Source organism: Priestia aryabhattai (assembly GCF_023715685.1).
Classification (GTDB): domain Bacteria; phylum Bacillota; class Bacilli; order Bacillales; family Bacillaceae_H; genus Priestia; species Priestia aryabhattai_B.
This window is the reverse complement of record NZ_JAMBOQ010000003.1, coordinates 1,057,363-1,075,173: the sequence shown is the minus strand read 5'-3', so window position 1 is coordinate 1,075,173 and position 17,811 is coordinate 1,057,363. Positions and strand designations below refer to the sequence as shown.

Annotated in this window: 15 protein-coding genes; 2 read left to right on the top strand and 13 right to left on the bottom strand. The window is 34.0% G+C overall.

Going from position 1 to position 17,811, the window contains the following annotated elements; genetic code table 11:
• Positions 1-629 precede the first annotated feature (629 nt).
• Positions 630-812 carry an aspartyl-phosphate phosphatase Spo0E family protein gene (locus M3225_RS18605; RefSeq protein WP_251396068.1) on the top strand — a complete coding sequence of 61 codons (183 nt, stop codon included), beginning with the start codon at positions 630-632 and terminating at the stop codon, positions 810-812.
• A gap of 601 nt (positions 813-1,413) precedes the next feature.
• Here M3225_RS18605 and M3225_RS18600 read toward each other — a convergent pair.
• The 8 genes from M3225_RS18600 to M3225_RS18565 all read right to left on the bottom strand — a co-directional run bounded on the left by M3225_RS18600 (position 1,414) and on the right by M3225_RS18565 (position 9,481).
• Complete coding sequence (locus tag M3225_RS18600; protein ID WP_251396066.1) at positions 1,414-1,695, bottom strand: hypothetical protein; 282 nt, start codon at positions 1,693-1,695, stop codon at positions 1,414-1,416.
• Positions 1,696-1,759: 64 nt separating this feature from the next.
• Positions 1,760-2,341 (bottom strand): sugar O-acetyltransferase, encoded by a 582-nt coding sequence (locus tag M3225_RS18595; RefSeq protein WP_251396147.1) that lies wholly within the window; start codon positions 2,339-2,341, stop codon positions 1,760-1,762.
• A 77-nt stretch (positions 2,342-2,418) separates the two neighbouring features.
• Positions 2,419-3,408 (bottom strand): carbohydrate kinase family protein, encoded by a 990-nt coding sequence (locus M3225_RS18590; protein ID WP_251396064.1) that lies wholly within the window; start codon positions 3,406-3,408, stop codon positions 2,419-2,421.
• A 53-nt stretch (positions 3,409-3,461) separates the two neighbouring features.
• A complete protein-coding gene (locus tag M3225_RS18585; protein ID WP_251396062.1) occupies positions 3,462-4,931 on the bottom strand; it encodes a glycoside hydrolase family 32 protein in 1,470 nt (489 codons plus the stop codon).
• A 12-nt stretch (positions 4,932-4,943) separates the two neighbouring features.
• Positions 4,944-6,185 carry an MFS transporter gene (locus M3225_RS18580; RefSeq protein ID WP_251396060.1) on the bottom strand — a complete coding sequence of 414 codons (1,242 nt, stop codon included), beginning with the start codon at positions 6,183-6,185 and terminating at the stop codon, positions 4,944-4,946.
• A 180-nt stretch (positions 6,186-6,365) separates the two neighbouring features.
• The gene (locus tag M3225_RS18575) at positions 6,366-7,082 is read right to left on the bottom strand and encodes a carbohydrate ABC transporter permease (RefSeq protein ID WP_251396058.1); all 717 of its coding nucleotides are present in this window, start codon (positions 7,080-7,082) and stop codon (positions 6,366-6,368) included.
• Positions 7,083-7,213: 131 nt separating this feature from the next.
• Positions 7,214-8,158, bottom strand: a complete 945-nt coding sequence (locus M3225_RS18570; RefSeq protein ID WP_251396056.1) for a carbohydrate ABC transporter permease — start codon at positions 8,156-8,158, stop codon at positions 7,214-7,216.
• A 21-nt stretch (positions 8,159-8,179) separates the two neighbouring features.
• Positions 8,180-9,481, bottom strand: a complete 1,302-nt coding sequence (locus M3225_RS18565; RefSeq protein WP_251396054.1) for an ABC transporter substrate-binding protein — start codon at positions 9,479-9,481, stop codon at positions 8,180-8,182.
• A 556-nt stretch (positions 9,482-10,037) separates the two neighbouring features.
• Here M3225_RS18565 and M3225_RS18560 point away from each other — a divergent pair.
• Positions 10,038-11,012 (top strand): LacI family DNA-binding transcriptional regulator, encoded by a 975-nt coding sequence (locus M3225_RS18560; RefSeq protein ID WP_251396052.1) that lies wholly within the window; start codon positions 10,038-10,040, stop codon positions 11,010-11,012.
• 344 nt (positions 11,013-11,356) lie between these two features.
• Here the strand turns inward: M3225_RS18560 and M3225_RS18555 are convergent, their stop codons facing one another.
• From M3225_RS18555 to M3225_RS18535, 5 genes are all read right to left on the bottom strand, one after another.
• The gene (locus M3225_RS18555) at positions 11,357-12,700 is read right to left on the bottom strand and encodes a sugar porter family MFS transporter (protein ID WP_251396050.1); all 1,344 of its coding nucleotides are present in this window, start codon (positions 12,698-12,700) and stop codon (positions 11,357-11,359) included.
• 52 nt (positions 12,701-12,752) lie between these two features.
• On the bottom strand, positions 12,753-13,595 hold the full coding sequence (locus M3225_RS18550; protein ID WP_251396048.1) for a sugar phosphate isomerase/epimerase family protein: 843 nt from the start codon (positions 13,593-13,595) through the stop codon (positions 12,753-12,755).
• A gap of 146 nt (positions 13,596-13,741) precedes the next feature.
• Positions 13,742-14,761 (bottom strand): Gfo/Idh/MocA family oxidoreductase, encoded by a 1,020-nt coding sequence (locus M3225_RS18545; RefSeq protein WP_251396046.1) that lies wholly within the window; start codon positions 14,759-14,761, stop codon positions 13,742-13,744.
• Between the two features lie 806 nt (positions 14,762-15,567).
• Positions 15,568-16,575, bottom strand: coding sequence for a LacI family DNA-binding transcriptional regulator (locus M3225_RS18540; protein WP_251396044.1), 1,008 nt, complete (start codon positions 16,573-16,575; stop codon positions 15,568-15,570).
• Positions 16,576-16,805: 230 nt separating this feature from the next.
• Positions 16,806-17,702 (bottom strand): DMT family transporter, encoded by an 897-nt coding sequence (locus M3225_RS18535; protein WP_251396042.1) that lies wholly within the window; start codon positions 17,700-17,702, stop codon positions 16,806-16,808.
• Positions 17,703-17,811: the final 109 nt, after the last annotated feature.

Genomic DNA, 17,811 nt, shown 5'->3' with positions numbered 1-17,811 from the left:
TACCCAATCATTCCTTCTGTCACTGAAAAAGTTGTATCTCTTGTAATCTAAATTCAGATTCCATTGAGATCAATCCCTCCCCGTTAGGTTATTAGCCTAACTTTTGAGATTAACGTCTCGCACCAAAAAACGACTTCATATCGATACATATAATGACTCTGTTTGGTAGCTGCCCATCATCCATTGAAAAAACTCCTCAAATAAAGAACGTTTGTTCTCTACATTATATAAGAACAAAGGTTCTTTATTCAATAAAAACTCTAAAGTTTTCCCATTTCTATACTCCTTTTACGTTTCTTTTCCTATTAGTCTACTAAAATCGTTCGTAAAAATGTATGGTTTTTAGAGGACGTTCATAATTTATTTTTCAACATAAACGAACGGTAAAAATGCTAGATTTCTTATATAAAACAAAAGTCCGTAAAGGTATACTTTTACAAACTCCATTACTTTCCATAAATTCATGAATTAAAAAATGTATTAAGTATAAAAACTTAACCATTCAAACCCTAAAACCGTTATTCTACTCTCTCAATTGGATCTTACAAGAAGAATTATTATTATATGGAAAAAATCCAGTTATTGTTAAATGAAGACTTAACAACTTAGGGAAATAGGTGAGTACATAATTGCAAAGATACAGATACAACAGTATGTTAAGAAAGGCTCTACTTGTAGATATAGAAGCAGCGAGGGAACTTATGATTGAAATATGGTTAGAAGAAGGGTTTACTAGCGATCATACGATTTTGATTAGTCAATTTGTAGACCAGTTATTAAATAAATTAGAAGAAATTAATATAAATGATTAATTATCTATTTTTAATATATACAAAATAAAAAGCCACCCAGTATTTGCAGGACAGGTGGCTTTTTACTACAAAATGCATGTGTAGATACATAATAACATATTTTCCTATATGCAATATATTTTTCCATACGAACATACGTACAAAAGGTGCGCTTTTTATACATTTTTTCTTTACCCACACATGGAGAGAACTCCGTCAGATCAAGGATGTATAAAGAAAATAGCTGCATAAAGAAGAAAACTCACCTTATCTGGAACTCTTGCCTACGAAGGATTTTTTTTTGAATTGTGTACCGGAAGAGACATTATGTAAATAAAATGCAGCTTATAAGAAAAAAGCTCACCTTTTTAGGTAAGCTTGGAAAGGGGACTATCTATGAAAAAATGCTTTACAGCATGATTAGCAATTAATTTATCATTTAATAGTGAAAAAAAGATGAAAATTAACCATACTAAAAGGACATATCATAGGATATGCCCTTCTAAGTTATTTTACTCTGTATTTACTTAAAATGCATAATCATAGTTTGGTTTACACCTGAACCAATAAAACTAGCTTTACAGACAAGATTTCTTGTCATCATGATCTTTCACTTGAAAAATTAAAGATTTAACCCTCTTTTTATCCATACTACTTTTGTTTGTTTCTTTAAAAGAGGAATTTTATTTCTGAATGTTCTTTTAAGTACCTCTACACTTGAACTGTACAATATTTTATCTTTTAAATGATTATTTCTATCTTGATTTTTTAGCGTATATGCAGGATTAAACAATAATGTCATTTTATAAAACATCTTATCTTGTTTCTCTATAATTGCTTGATAGGTCCCTTGATAATGACCCAAATGATTATAATCTCTAATTTTCCCCATCCATATATTCAATTTAATCACCAATTAACTAATAAGTTAGAAATTCAAATTTCATTTAGAGTGATGTTACCAAAATTCAGCGAAATTTTCTTATAACCTTAGTTTCCAATTTCTTAATGATTTTCGCTGGATTCCCTCCCACCACTACATTGCTAGGTATGTCTTTAGTCACTACTGAGCCAGATGCAATAACAACATTGTCTCCTATCATCACTCCTGGATTTATCACTGAACTTCCACCAATCCATACATTATCTCCAAAAATAATTGGTTTTGCGTATTCCTGTCCTGAATTCCGTTCATTTGGGTCAATTGGATGAGTTGCTGTATAGATATGTACACCAGGACCAAGTAAACAATTATCTCCAAACCTCACTTTACAAACGTCTAGGATGACACAATCAAAGTTTGCAAAAAAGTTTTCGCCAACATATATATTATAGCCATAGTCAACTCTGATATTTGGTTCCATATATACGTTTTCCCCAGTGTAACCAAATAATTCTTTTAATAGTTTAGTACGTTTGTTACCTTCAGTCTCCAAAGTCTCATTATATATTCTAACTTGCCTCCTCGCATTTTCTCGATCTTTTACTAATTGAGTATCTGCAGGATTATACATTTCTCCACCTAACATCTTCTCTTTTTCAGTTTTCATCATTTAGATCCCTTCTTTTAATTCTTACTTGTATTATAAATTTTTCTACAAATTCTTAATTATAGTTAAATATTTTATTAAACTAATTTACTTCTTTGAATAGCAATAAAATTCATTATATGTTGTTTCCCAGGTGCGGCCTGAATCGCTCCTTTCACTGAAGCAGTGAGCGCACCACTTGCATTAGCAAAGGTAAGCAATTGTTGATGATGTTCACTAATTTTTTCACATAGATTGTCACTTGATATATCAATTGAAAGCAATTCAGATAAAAAACCACCTATAAATGCATCACCTGCTCCGGTTGTATCTGAAACAGTTACTTTAAATCCTTTATCCTCAAATTGTTCTCCATTTTCTAAATAAATAATAGCTCCACCTTTTCCTTTTGTATAAACTACCACTTTTACGTTACCAACAAAAAGAGAGTTAATAGCTTCTCTTTCTTCCTTAATATTAGTTATAAAAAATAGTTCTTCATCCGATACTTTCACAATATCTGCTAAAGGTAAAAAGTCTAAAATTGTTCGACGACAACTTTCTTTATTAGGCCATAAGGGAAGACGAACATTTGGGTCAAAACTGACAATCCCATCCATTTTTTGAAAACTATCTATTACTTTTATATGGGTTTGTTTCATTGGACTTTCGACTAAATCTACTGAACAAAAATGAAGAAGGTCTCCCTTATTAAACCAATCTACTTTCACCTCGTTTGGTAAAAGTAATAAATCAGCTGAATTCTTTCTGTAAAAACTAAAGTCTCTATCTCCCAACTTATCTACAGATACGAATGCCAAACCGGTCTCTCCTTCGTTACATCGAATAATGTAGGAAGTATCTACTCCATTCCCTTTAAGCACGTCTACTAAATAATCACCAAAACTATCATTAGCTATTTTGGTTAGCATAACAGAATTCCCTCCGTATTTTGCAATCGCAATTGCAACGTTCATAGGAGCTCCCCCAGCCACACGTTCAAAACTATTAACTTCTTTTAAAGACTTTTCTTTTTGAACAGGAATAAAATCAATTAATGTTTCACCAATACAAAAAACTCTTTTCAACATCTTCACCCCAAAACAATGAACAAGTGTTTGTACACTTGTTCATTCATAATTTATTTCCAGATATCTTTTAACTTCCAATATGTTAATTCCTTAATCTTTACATCTTCAACATCTGCAAATACTTCAATGCCTAATCTATCTTCAGTTGGATAAATACGACTTGTCATAGTTGCTTGTCCCTCATTTGCAAATACTTCAATAGAGGATCGATCAATAAATATGCGTAAGGAAAGCTCTTGATTTGCTCTAAGAATGGTATTTCTTACACCGTCTTCAACTTTACCAGACTTAGAACAATCGAGTTTTAGTGTTTGTTTGTCTAAGTGATACGTTAATACAGTCTCTTCCTGGTTAATTCCACGAATTCTTATCCCAACCGACTGAGCGTTACAATTGGTTAAGTCAAACACAGCTTTTATTTCAAGTAAATCTTCGTTTGTTTCTATTAAATAACTATTAGAGATCACATTGGCAAGTATATTATGTTCAATCTCACGCAATAATTTTAATTCTTCCACAGGATTCATTAGAACTTTATCATTCTCTCCTAAGGTAACTTCACGTGGTAATGTAAGTGCTCCACACCATCCATCTTCTTTTGTTGGCATATCTGACTCCCACATATCCATCCAACCAATAGCAATTCGACGCCCTTTTTCATCTAATAACGTTTGAACTGCATAAAAATCATGTCCATTGTCTAACTCATTAAATGATCCGTGTATAAACTCGTTTGTTTCGTAATTGTAATCTCCAATTAAATATCCCGTCTGGAATAGGTTATTGTATAAATTCCCATCCTTTTTAATACCTTGTGGAGAAATCATGAGAACGTATTTTCCTTCTAATTCAAAGAAATCTGGACATTCCCACATAAATCCGAGTTTTTCGTTTCCTTGTGCCAATACACCAATGTATGACCACTTACGTAAATCTGGAGAACAGTATAAAATTACTCTGCCTACATTCTCCTTAGTCGAATTTCCTACTACCATATACCAACTATCTTTGTGTTTCCATACTTTAGGGTCACGGAAATGATGACTACTATTCGTAGGTGGTTCAGGAATTACTGGATTTTCTGCAATCTTATGAAATGTGACACCATCGGTACTAACAGCAAGATTTTGATTTTGATAAAATAGATCTTTTTCTTTGTCTATATAGTGATGACCTGTATAGATCAACGTTAATTCACCATCGTTATCTACCGCACTTCCAGAAAAACATCCGTCTGTATCACAAGTATCTCCAGGTGCAAGAGCAATAGGCAAGTGTTCCCAATGAACAAGATCTTTACTTTTTACATGTCCCCAGTGCATTGGACCCCAGTTTTCATCGTAAGGGTGATGTTGATAAAATACGTGGTATTCTCCTTTATATTGTACCAACCCATTTGGATCATTGATCCAGTTGGCGGGTGCCATGATATGATAACCTAAACGATATCGTTCATTAACTTTTCCTTTTGCATTATCTGATGCTTCCTGCGCTTGTTGAAGTTTGTTTGTTGTGAACATTCTAACATCTCCTTATATAACTTGTTTTATGTCCTTTATATTTCCTTCTAAACCCTTACTTTTATTAGAACTTAATAAGGTGAACATTGAAATAATAGTAAAACAAAGGACCATTGTTCCTAGAATAAGGTAGGTATGACGAAACCCTATCATATCGTATAATTTACCTGCAAAAGGTGATAACAGAGATGCACCTATTTGAGAGGCAGCCTGAAATCCAACTAAATATAAAACGGAAGATAGTCGTGTATCGAAGTTAGCTGCAAAATATTTAAAAATAGCAATCAACATAATTGGTAATTCTAATGCATGTATTAATTTCATTGAGGAAATACCAACCGGCCCCACTACAAGCCCTGACCCAATAATACGAAGTGCCATTAGAAGACCGGCTAATAATAGTCCGTTTTTGGCTCCAATTTTATTTACAATAAAAGGTGCAATAAACATCATTCCAGCCTCTAAAAATACTTGAAAAGAACTTAAATATCCAAATACTTGATTCCCCGTAGCTTCAGTAGCGAATAAAGATGTGTAATAAATTGGAAATTGCTGATCGTACACGCTATATACACACGTTACTCCAATCACATACATCATCAAAAACCAAAACTTCTTTAAGAGAAAAAGTTGTCCAACATCTTTTAATTTAACGGATTCAGCTTTTTCTAATTCATAGTTTGTGACTTCTATTTTCACTGATAAAATAATTGCAACTAAGATAATTGCTGAAATAGATGCCACCCAAAAGTTGATATTAGGATTGATATTAAACAGCTGACCTGCGAAAAAAGTAGCTGAAGCCCAGCCTAAGGAACCCCACATTCTAGACTTTCCGTACTCGAAATCGTATTTACGGCTAATTTTTTCAACATAAGTTTCAATGGCACCAATACCTGCAGAAATACCAACTCCTAAATAAATAGCTCCCACAGCCGCACCTAAAATCACATTATATTTTAATAGTGGTCCATATATGTAAATATAAAATGGTCCTACAAATACAAGCAGTAGACTAATAAAAGATAATATATTTTTCTTTAGGCCTATCTTGTCGGAGATATAGCCATATACAGGCTGTATACACAATGCGAAGATAGCGTTTACAGAGAAAATTAAACCTGTGGCTGATCCACTTAAATTTAATTCTTGCTTTAACCAAATAGGAAATAAAGAGGCGCTAGAAGACCAAGTAAAAAAGAAAAAGAAAAAATAAGCACTTAACTTCCAATAGAGAACTCTTGAACTTTTCATGTTTGTTGCTCCTTTAACTAGATATATAGAATCTTTGAAACAAAAACTGAAAGCACTTTCAGATTCATTTTATGTCAACCGGTTTCACAAGTCAATATTTTTATGTCAACCGGTTGACATTGAGTTTAAAAATTACCCATACATAGGTAGTGTTTTCGCAACAATAACCTAATTTTTTTCTTATTTAATACCTGTTCCTGAACCACCAATCCCTTCTAAAATATAACGCTGAGCCACTATATAGATAAGAATTAATGGAATGGTGGATATTGTTAAAACAGCCATAACTTGATTCGTGTAAACTGGCTCCGTACTATTGATAGCTGTAATTGCTACTTGAATCGGAAATTTTGACTTGTCCGTTAAAACCATTAAAGGCCAAATATAATCATTCCAACTTCCGATAAAGGCTAAAGTTCCAACTGTAGCAACAGCCGGTTTAGACATGGGTAGCATAATTCTCAAGAATATTTGCCACGTATTTGCTCCATCCAATTTGGCTGATTCAATAATCTCTGCTGGAATAGCCATAAAAAAGTTTCGGAATAAATAGATATTGAATGCCCCTGCTAAGGCTGGCAGGATTACAGCAAGACGAGTGTCTACTAACCCTAGTTTGTGAACTATAGTAAATTGTGAGATTAAGATTGTTTCCAGTGGTACGATTAAAAGAGCCAATAAAAGACCAAATAGAACTCTTTTTCCATTAAAATTCAATTTAGCGAATGCATAACCTGCCATCCCATTGATAATGACAGAACCTGCTGCTACGCATAAACCATAAAACAAGCTGTTTATTATATAACCAAGTAAATGAAAGCGTGACAGAACTTGCTTATAGGATATAAACCAATCCGACGGATGAAAGGAAGGTAGGAAAGCCTTGATACTGTTCATATTATTATAAACTTCTGCTTCAGGTTTCATTGAGGATGCGATCATCCAAAACAATGGGAATATAAATAATACTGCCAGCAAAACTAAACAAATGTATTCTAGGATTGTTAAAGGCCCGAATTTCCGTCTCATTAGTCATCTTCCTCCTTCACTAATTTCCGTTGCACTAGCGTAACTAATCCAATAATTGTTCCAAATAGAAGAGCAATCGAACTAGCATAACCAACCATTCGATCCGTAAAGCCAGTTTGATAAATGTAATATACAACTGTCATCGTAGAGTTTACTGGCCCCCCTTGTGTCATAACCATTGGTTGGACTAATAGTTTAAATGCACCAATTAATGTCGTAATAAAAATAAAAATAGAAGTTGGTTTTAATAATGGTAACGTAATATAAACAAATCGTTGCCATTTATTCATTCCGTCTAGCTGTGCAGCTTCATATACGTCTCCAGGTATATTTTGCAAGCCTGCTAGAAAAATTAACATTTGAAAGCCAGCTCCTTGCCAAGCCGAAACGAAAACAATTGTAAACATTGCCTGTTTAGGACTCGTTAAGAAAGGTTGAGCTGAAATGCCAAAGTACGTCAGTACATTATTGATAATTCCTTCATTTGGGTTTAACAGATATAACCACAGAACGGAGATAACCACAAGCGACATTACCACAGGGCTAAAGTAAGCTACTTTAAAAAATGTGTTAGCTTTACGTTGTTTGTTCAACAGCAGGGCCAGCCCAAGAGCTGCCCCTATCTGTAAAGGAATTACCCAAACGACAAATTTCAGTGTATTCGCCAAGCTTTTCAAGAAAATAGGATCCTTGAACAAATTGATGAAGTTGTCTAATCCGACAAATTTACGAATATCAGGTGTTAGCAGGTAATAGTCTGTAAATGCATAATAGACGGACATAATAGCTGGAATAATGAGGAACAGCAGTAAAAGTAATAGTGCTGGTCCCAAAAATGTATAAGCTACTACATTTTCTTTCCACTGAATTTTATTTTTGGTTCCTTTTTTTGTTCTTGGAAAAGCGTAAACAGTCTTATTTCCTTTTAATCCAATTTTAATCATAATGCCTCCTTGTAGCTGCTTTTATCGATTTGCCTTATCGATAGCTGCCTGCATTTCTGTAGCACGTGTATCTAAGACTTTTTTGATATTTTTGTTTTGGTCATAGAAGCTAATATCATCAATTGTTTGTTGGAAAGCACGTGTTACTTGTGGATACGCTGGTGTTACAGGACGTGCGTGCCCTGATTTCTTTAATTGCTTCATGAACACATTCATTTGATCAGAAAATTCTTTTGTAAGTACTTTCTCGGAAGAGTAACGAACTGGCAATGCTGCAATTGTACGACTTAATTCTAAATTCGAATCTTTATTTGTCATCCAATCTACTAATTTAGCAGACCATTCTTTATTTTCGGATTTCTGTGTCATTGCAAACTGCCAACTTCCTGAAGGTGAAACCAGTTTCTTTGTCTTTGGTGATACTGGATAAGGCATAACACCATAATCAACTTTTTGAAAATTTGTTTCCATATCCGTTACTGTCCATACACCACTAAACTTCATTGGGTACTTTTCTGTTTCAAAAGCTTGTTTGACTGGAGTACGCGTTGTGTAGCCTTCTTTTAACATCGTTTGAATAAAAGTCATGGCTTCAACACTAGGCTTTTTATTAAACACACCTTCTGCTTTAGTACCATCTTTTGAGAGAATTTCTCCGCCTGCAGACCATACAAATGGTGTTAGTGCATACGTTAACATTTCATCTTTTGATTGTAATTGCATATCAATAGCCGGTTTATTATATTTTTCTTTCAATGTTTTACAAAGGGCAATGAATTGATCCCATGTCCAAGGATTATCAACTGTCGGTAACGTATTTAAATTAACGCCTGCCTCTTGTAGCATTTTTTTATTGTAGTAAATTCCGACGGATGATTCACTAGCACCAATCGCATACAATTTGTCTTTGTATGTTCCTTGTTGCTTGATACTCGGTAGTAAATCATCTTGATCTTTCACATAATCATCTAGTGGAGCAATGATGCCAGATTTTGCATAAGCAGCTGTATTTGGACCATCCAATGTAATAACATCTGGTAACGTATCAGTTGTCAGCGCTGCGTTTACTTTATCTTCATACCCTCCGCCGTTCCCACTACGTGGAATAAAGTCAATTTTAGCTTTAACATTTTTAGATGCATACTTCTTGTTAAAAGCGTCCACTCGTTTTTTATACACCTTACCTTCTTCACTATCATCTGATACGTGTACCCACATTGTAATCATTTGTTTGCCGTCACTACTTACGCTTTTATCCTTACTACAACCTGCTACAGCAAGAATTAGTAATAAAGATATACCTACTAAAAACCATTTTTTCATACGTTCCAGTCCCCCTTATTTCTCCTTATTCACAACAAATATATAAAAGCGCTTTCAAGGAGTATTTTATGTCAACCGTTTACATATGTCAATCGGTTGACATGTTTTTTTTGAAATATCAAACTTTTCGCTCCTATCCTTAAAACGGAGGTATAATATATTAGAATATATGTATTATCAATATATCGTTCATAATAAAAGTTAATGTTGGTTCGATATAAGCTAATAGTAATTAATTCCTAATTCTTGCACATGTTAGAGATATTTTCTACAATAAGTCCGTAACAAATAAACTTTAATTAATTAAAACATTCCTCACAATAAACTATTTCACAATATGGAATTTTTATTAATCAGGAAATTGTAAAGCTATCAAAGGAGGAATTAATTTTAATTGTTATAAAGTATTTATCTAATGTTTAATAAGCTATTTTCCTAACCTAAATAAAAAATTCATTATGTGACTAAAAAATATAGAAGCTTATTTAAATAATAAAGAGAAAAAATCCTAATATAATATTAAAAAGTGGTATTTAGTAGGATAGGAGGAAATAGAATGAAACCTAATATCCACGATGTAGCAAAAGTTGCAGGAGTTTCATCAACAACAGTTTCACGTGTCTTAAATAATCGAGGTTACATAAGTGAAAAAACAAAGGATAAAGTTTATAAAGCGATGGAGGAAATTAATTATTTTCCAAACGATTTAGCACGTTCCTTATTTCATAAAAAAACAAATTTAATAGGGTTAATTATACCCAATTCAAGTAACCCGTTTTTCGGTGAACTTGCCTTTCATATTGAAAGTGTTTGTACTTCACTAGGTTATAAATTGTTGCTTTGTAACAGTTTAAACCGTATGGATAAAGAGGAAAAATACTTAGAAATGCTTATACGAAACCAGGTAGATGGGGTCATTGTTGTAACATACAACCGAGGAGTCCTAGATTATCATAAACAAAATTTACCTATTGTAGCAATTGATCATTATCTATCTGAAAAAATTCCTGTTGTAGGATCCGATAATTATGATGGGGGGAAAAAAGCTACAGAATTGTTAATAAAGAAACAGTGTGAAAATATTATTCATATTAATGGCCCCCTCGATCTGGAAACACCAGCAAATTTAAGAAGAAAAGCATATGAAGACGTAATGAAGGGATATGGAAAATTGCCAGTTACATATGAAGTCTCTCCTCAAAAGAGCCGCCAAGAGGTAGTTGCTAAGCTTTTTGATGAACATCCGGAAGTAGATGGTATTTTTGCGAGTGATGATTTAATTGCGGCTGCTGTCATAACAGAAGCTAGAAAAAGAGGAAAAGATATACCCACTCAATTAAAAGTGATTGGTTACGATGGAACAGAAACAGTAAAGGCTATACTACCAGAATTAACGACCATACAACAACCTATTGAATCTATTGCGAAGGTAGCAATTGACATTTTATCTAAAGAGATCGAAGGCGAATTCACCAATATAGAACTTGAAACATATCTGCCTGTTAAGCTTTTAGAAGATGGAACTACTTAAATAAATTCATAACATTTACACAGGAAAAAGTTTTCTCTTTAAGGACCTGGAAGCAATTTATTCTTAATTTAGAGTGATTAAAATAACTACTTTTCCTTAAAGATTTCGAGCTTGGTTGTCTCAGAAAGGTTGAGAAATCAAGGATGTATAAAAAGTTTCATACATCAGCAAAAGAACCTTTGTCAGAGGCCTTCAGTATGGATTCTTTTGTCTGTTTTTTTAAGAGACATTATATAAATACAAAAATAAGTCACATCTTATAAAAAGGCGTGACTTATTTTTACTCAGAATTTAAATTCTCTTATTAATTCTTGAATCTATTTCTGGTAGGCAATCAACCTATATTAGCTAACAGCTTGTTTATTTTTGAATGCTATCTCTAATTCAATTTCTTCTAGCGTTCGACCTTTTGTCTCGGGAACATATTTTATAACAAAGAGGAAGGCGAAAACGCCAATAACTGCATATGTTAAGAATAGGACTCCCACCCCAACGGCCTCTACAAGGACTGGGAATGACATCGAGATAACAATGTTTGAAAGCCATAAAGCTGTGCTGGCGACCCCCATTGCTATACCACGAACATTCATAGGGAAGATTTCACCAAGGATAACCCATACAACCATTCCCCAGCTTGCTGAATAGGCAACAATAAATAAAGAAAGGCAAGTAAGTAATAGCCATACAGGCACCTCAACCCATGTCATACCAACTCCCAGTGTACCAAGCGCAATCGTCATACCGATGTTTCCGATTAATAACAGCTTTTTGCGTCCAATTTTATCAATAAGAAGCATTCCGAGAATCGTAAACAAAATATTAAAAACTCCGATACCTATTGTTCCAGCAATGGCTGCTGTAGATCCAAATCCAGCTGTACTTAGAATGGTTGGTGTATAGTAAATAATTGTATTGGTTCCGATGATCTGCTGAAATACAGCAATGCCGATTCCAATAAATAAAACAGAACGTAAGCCAGGTGCAAAAAGCAGTTTTAAATTGACCTTTTTCTCAGTCTTTATCTGCATTATACTTCTTATTTCTTCTTCTACTTGGTGTGAATACCTTGTCAGAGATAATACTCTGCGTGCTTCATTTTCACTTACATTCTGCCAAAGCCACCTTGGACTTTCAGGCATAAAGAACATCCCTAGCATCAGTAAAACAGAAGGAATAACGGCTAATCCTAGCATCCAATGCCAATTTTCTGAAGCTGCAAACATGTAATTTACGAGATAGGCCATAAAAATACCAAGAGCATTCATAATCGTGTTTAATGAAGAGACCTTACCACGAATATTTGCTGGAGCCATTTCAGCTAAATAGAGAGGGACAATCCCTGAAGCTCCTCCAACTGCTATTCCCAGTTCAATACGAAACGCAATTAAAGTATGTACATTAGGAGAAATAGCTGTTCCAATTGCGCCAATTGTGAATAGTGCACCTAACATAATAATGGTTTTCTTTCTTCCATATTTATCGGCTACAGGTCCACTAAAAGCTGCACCAATAAGGGCACCAATTAAAACTCCACTTACAACTAACCCTTCAAGAAAAGGTGTTAGCCCCATGTCTTTTTTTATAAAAAGAAGAGCACCTGAAATAACTCCTGTATCATAACCAAATAAAAGCCCACCTAAAGCACCAAAACAATAAATTACCCACCTATACATTTTTTGTTTATTCATGGTCCACCCATCCGCCCCTTTAGTTGAATCTTTTTTAGCAAAAAAATACTATTTAGAGTTGTTTCACAGGCTTAAAGTTATTTTGTAAGAAGGATAAACTTTCTTCCGCGAAAGTATAAATCATATTCATATTAGCTCCTTTATTCGCTTGAAAAGGATTTGGACCAGGAGCTGTTGCTTCTACTACAACATATCCATCAAAGTTTATCTTCTGTATTCCAGAGATAAATGGTTTAAAGTCGATGTGGCCACGCCCCATACCTCTTCGATTACTGTCAGCTACATGAAGAATATGCAGTTTGTCCTGTGCATCTAAAAAGGGAAATTCAAGATCTCGCTCTTCAATATTCATATGATAGGAATCTAGCAACATTTTCACTTTAGGGTGATTAACTTCTTTAACAAATTTTGTAGCATCGGCTCCTGTGTTAACAATACAACTCTCATATCTGTTTAAAGGCTCTATTACAAGAGTAATATTTAATTCCTCTGCTTTTTTCGTTAATCTTTGTACAGAGTCAATAGCCCATTTCCAATCCTCTCCAGCATTGCCCATTGGAGCTGTTTTTCCAACCGCAGAAGGACAAACAACTAAATATTCTGCTCCTACCTCTTTAACAGCTTCAATTTGCCTTTCAAAGTATGCGACTGCTTTTTTTCGGTTATCTTCGCTTCGATTAGCTAAATCTTGTTCTTCGTTTGGCCAACCAGTATCACCTGTCAAACCACTTATTTCTAGATCTAAATTTTTCGCTAATTGTTTAATATCGCGCCAGTTATAGTCATCTACTGCAGCTCTAATTTCTATTGCGTCATACCCGGTTTTTGCAACAAACTCCATTGTCTTTTCTAAAGGAATATCTCCAAAAGTCCAACTACAAATTGAAAATTTCATTTCTATTCTCCTTTTTACACATTTAATTTATTTTAGAAGTGATGCATTTCAGAAATCTAAACCTAAAAAGAAGAATCAAATTCCTAATGATATCGCTTTCTTTTTAGGTCAGATAAAATAGTGGTTTTGTAATTAAGATAGTTTAATTAAATCAACTGTACACTTTCCTTAATTTTCACTGGTGCATTTGCCTTAACAGATTCAATACAAGCAAGTGCAATTGAAAGAGCTCTGCGAGCATCTTTACCTGTTACATATGGAGTACTCTCATTACGCACACATTCTACAAAAGAAGTGAGTTCTGCGACGTAAGCATCATGTAATAATTCAGTGTCTTTTCGGTATGTATCGCTACTTATTCCTTCTGCAGTGTAGCGAATCATATTTGTTTGTTGAACACCTCCAGCTGTCACCATTCCGGCTGAACCAAATACTTCACCGCGAACATCATATCCATAAACTGCTTGGAAATTTGCTTCAGCTGTTGCAATTGCTCCGTTATCAAAACGGATGTTAACAACCGCAGTGTCAAGGAGACCTTTATCTTTAAAATCTGGACGTACAAGTGCATCAGCTACTGCGTAAACTTCAATTGGTTCTGCACCTGGATTTAAATAGAGTAATGTATCAAAATCATGTATTAGCGTTTCTAAAAAAATAGTCCATTCTGGAATTGGAGCTGGATCACCTAATCCCGGATCACGCGTTAACGATCTCAATAACTGTGGAGTTCCGATTCTACCTTCAACAATATCGTTATGAACAGCTCTGAAATCTGAAGCAAAACGACGATTAAAGCCAACTTGTAAGGGAACATTTGCGTTTTGAGCTGCCAATATGGCTTTATCTGCTTCTTCTAGAGTAATTGCCATTGGCTTTTCACAAAAAACTGCTTTCCCCGCATTAGCAGCAGCAACAACAAGATCTGCATGTGAACGGGCAGGAGCTGCAATAACTACTGCGTCAATATGTGGATCTTGAAACATTTCCTTTGGATCTGTATATGCCTTTGATACTCCCAGTTCTTTTGCAAGTCTTTCAGCAGCTCCTGAAACTGGATCAGCAATCGCGTTAAGCTTTGCCCCATAGATTTTACGAGCAACTGTTCTTCCATGAAAACTTCCCATACGTCCTGCACCAACCAGACCAATTCTAACTTCTTTCATCTTTCTTCCCCCTTAAGATTAAATAAAGTTACCTTTCTCTTGCTATTTCTTTTTTTATAGCGCTTTCATATTTTGGTTTAACCAACCCTTTTATGATTTGTAAGCTAACAGTTAAGGAAAGCACTTTCCTTGATAATGAGTTTATCTTTTAGTTTTTTTATTGTCAATAATTTTTTAAAAATTTAAATAATAATATAAGCTTATATCTTATAACTTGATTTTTAGATTAAACGTTTCTCTTAAGCGCTTTAAAAATAGTAAGACAATTTTATATTTTTTTATAAGTATCAGTAAAGTAAATTCAGACACTCTCGAAAATAAGGAAAGCTCTTTCCTTTTTAGGTTTCCTTAAAGTCAATAAGTAGTTACCACGATAAATTAATAAAGTTAATAGGAAAGCTCTAAATGGATTGCCCATCAATAACTATATTTTTTTGGTAAGATGGATTTCGTTATATAGAATAAACAGCAATATTTTACCTATGTCAAACGAAGATTTTAGAGAAGATTAAAGACATGTAGTGATAGATTAATACGTTGTTAGTTGGGGTAATAAAACACAAGACCATCTTAAACAAGATAAATTCTCTATAGATATTGTGGAAGATATTTATGAGTGTTCTTATGATTTAGGATTATTAATTTTCTTCTTTTAAAAAAAGATAGCAAAAAAAGGCTACATAGCTTCAAAGGAAGCTGTGTAGCCTTTTTCACTTCTGAAAATTGATTATGCAATACATAAATGTCTAACTTTAAACTTTAATAACGGTATTAAGTACTGCAAGGTTTAATTATTTTATTTACATTCATGTATTCGTTTTATTATGAGAAGTAGATGCACGAACCACTAATTTTGGAGATAAAACGATTCGTTGCTTTGTCTCCTTTGAATCTTCAATCTCCTCTATTAATAGTTCAACAACCTTCTTACTCATTTCATGAATAGGTTGAGCTATTGTAGTTAAAGGAGGATCACAAATTGTCGAAAGGACCGTGTCGTCAAACCCAATAATTGATAGATCTTGCGGAACATTTATTTTAAGTTCACGCGCACCTTGTATTGCTCCAATCGCAAGAAATTCGGTTGAGGCAAAAATAGCTGTCGGGGGAACAGGCAAATGTAGAAGTTCACGTGTAGACTGTTTTCCTTCATCAAGTGAAGTATTATTGAGAGACACTAAACTTTCATCATATTGCAATCCTGCTTTCTCAAGGGCTTGTTTATATCCCTCAAATCTTGCTCTTATCGTCGGAAACTTAATGTCTTCAGTAATCATTGCAATTCTTTTATGCCCTAAGCTTATCAAGTATTCTGTAGCCTCATATCCTCCTAGAAAATCATCTACTAATACTGCATCCACAGCAAGCGAAGATACGTCTCTCGAAAGTAATGCAACCGGAATCTCAGCCTTAAGCAGCTCCTTGATAGCTTTATCCTCTTTTAATCCTGTAGCAATTATAATACCATCTATGTACTTTTGCTTTAATATAGAAATATATTCGATTTCATTTTTTAAATCATTGTCCGTACTACAAATCATCAAACTAAAACCGAATTTCTTAACATGATTTTCAATCCCCCTTGCTATCTCTGCCATAAAAGGATTCGCAATATTCGGTATCAGAAGCCCAATAGTTTGAATACGCTTTTTGACGGATGCTACCACACTAGGTTGGTAGTTTAGCTCGCGCATTGTATCCCTAACCTTTTTTCTAGTTTTCTCTGCAATACTCCCTGTATTATTCAGTACCTTAGAAACAGTTGAAATTGACACACCAGCTTCATTTGCTACATCATATATCGTTGGTTTCATTCCCTTTCCCTCTTTTCTCTTAACACCTCATATATTTATTCTAACCTATTTTAGTTACAGGTAAAATAATTGAATAACAAAGATTGATATAGTAGGTTCTAACATCAAAGTCACTGTGTATACGATATAACAAGTCTAATTAACATAATGGAATTTTATCGAAATTAAAAAAGCTTTTAAGAAGTATATCTCTTAAAAGCTTTCTTAATTAAATTATTAATTTTGCTATGCTATGCTTCCACTTTTTTCTCTAGTGGAGGTTTAGGTAATTTATTTAGCCGTAAATTACCTGATAAATATAACCCAGTAAAGACAAACAGGGAAGCAATAGCATCATATATTGTAATCTTTTCATCTAATAAGATAGAGGCTAAAAGGTAACCTGCAATAGGTGTTAGAAATAGCCAGATATTTGCTTTAACGGCATCTTGTTTAAGTAAATAAAACCATAGGATCATGGCAAAGATTGAAACACCTAAAACGGACCACACTAGATATAGGACCAGATTCATATCAAATAAGACGGGTTCATCTAATTCTAAAAGCATAGAAGGTATAATTAAAATAATTCCACCAAATAAAACCTGCCAGGCATTAATTACTAAGCTAGGCAGTTGCAACTTTTGTTTTTGAAAATAAACACTGCCAATGGCCATAGATATCATGCCAATTAGTAGCAAGAGTATTCCACTCAATGTAGAATGTCCATCTTGCAATAAAGGATATGTAGCAATTACTAAGCCAATGGCTGAAACAAGCATCCCCATCCACTCTTTCTTCTGAATGAAACGATTCATGAAAATTGAGGACAGAATTGCAACAAGAAAAGGATTAACCACGACTGCTAAGTTAAAAAAGCCAGATGATACGGTTTTTAGTGCCCAAAAACCACAACCAAGATACAGAGAAGTATTAAATAAACCTAATAGTATCAGTGGTTTCCACTCATGTTTTTGGGGCATGCGGTATTTACCTTTCCTAAACAAATAAATATATACTAACAATAAACTACCGGCTAAAAGAAAGCGAATAGTCCCCATTATTAATGGCGGGGCCGATAAAAGACCAAATTTAACAGATACTGCCCCAGATGCCCATAGAATCGTAAATAAAATACCAAAAAACATTTCTTTCTTCCCCCCTTCAGATACTTACTAGGTATAAAATTAATTTAGATAGCCCTTTTCCAGAAAGTAGACGATTATGATGTGTCTTATATAACAAAAGGTGCGCTCT

Bases quoted from the DNA above. Each gene is read 5' to 3' on its own strand.
- M3225_RS18560 (WP_251396052.1), top strand. From the start codon at position 10,038: ATGAAACCTAATATCCACGATGTAGCAAAAGTTGCAGGAGTTTCATCA.
- M3225_RS18535 (WP_251396042.1), bottom strand. From the start codon at position 17,702: ATGTTTTTTGGTATTTTATTTACGATTCTATGGGCATCTGGGGCAGTA.
- M3225_RS18550 (WP_251396048.1), bottom strand. From the start codon at position 13,595: ATGAAATTTTCAATTTGTAGTTGGACTTTTGGAGATATTCCTTTAGAA.
- M3225_RS18585 (WP_251396062.1), bottom strand. From the start codon at position 4,931: ATGTTCACAACAAACAAACTTCAACAAGCGCAGGAAGCATCAGATAAT.
- M3225_RS18540 (WP_251396044.1), bottom strand. From the start codon at position 16,575: ATGAAACCAACGATATATGATGTAGCAAATGAAGCTGGTGTGTCAATT.
- M3225_RS18565 (WP_251396054.1), bottom strand. From the start codon at position 9,481: ATGAAAAAATGGTTTTTAGTAGGTATATCTTTATTACTAATTCTTGCT.
- M3225_RS18570 (WP_251396056.1), bottom strand. From the start codon at position 8,158: ATGATTAAAATTGGATTAAAAGGAAATAAGACTGTTTACGCTTTTCCA.
- M3225_RS18580 (WP_251396060.1), bottom strand. From the start codon at position 6,185: ATGAAAAGTTCAAGAGTTCTCTATTGGAAGTTAAGTGCTTATTTTTTC.
- M3225_RS18545 (WP_251396046.1), bottom strand. From the start codon at position 14,761: ATGAAAGAAGTTAGAATTGGTCTGGTTGGTGCAGGACGTATGGGAAGT.
- M3225_RS18575 (WP_251396058.1), bottom strand. From the start codon at position 7,082: ATGAACAGTATCAAGGCTTTCCTACCTTCCTTTCATCCGTCGGATTGG.
- M3225_RS18595 (WP_251396147.1), bottom strand. From the start codon at position 2,341: ATGAAAACTGAAAAAGAGAAGATGTTAGGTGGAGAAATGTATAATCCT.
- M3225_RS18555 (WP_251396050.1), bottom strand. From the start codon at position 12,700: ATGAATAAACAAAAAATGTATAGGTGGGTAATTTATTGTTTTGGTGCT.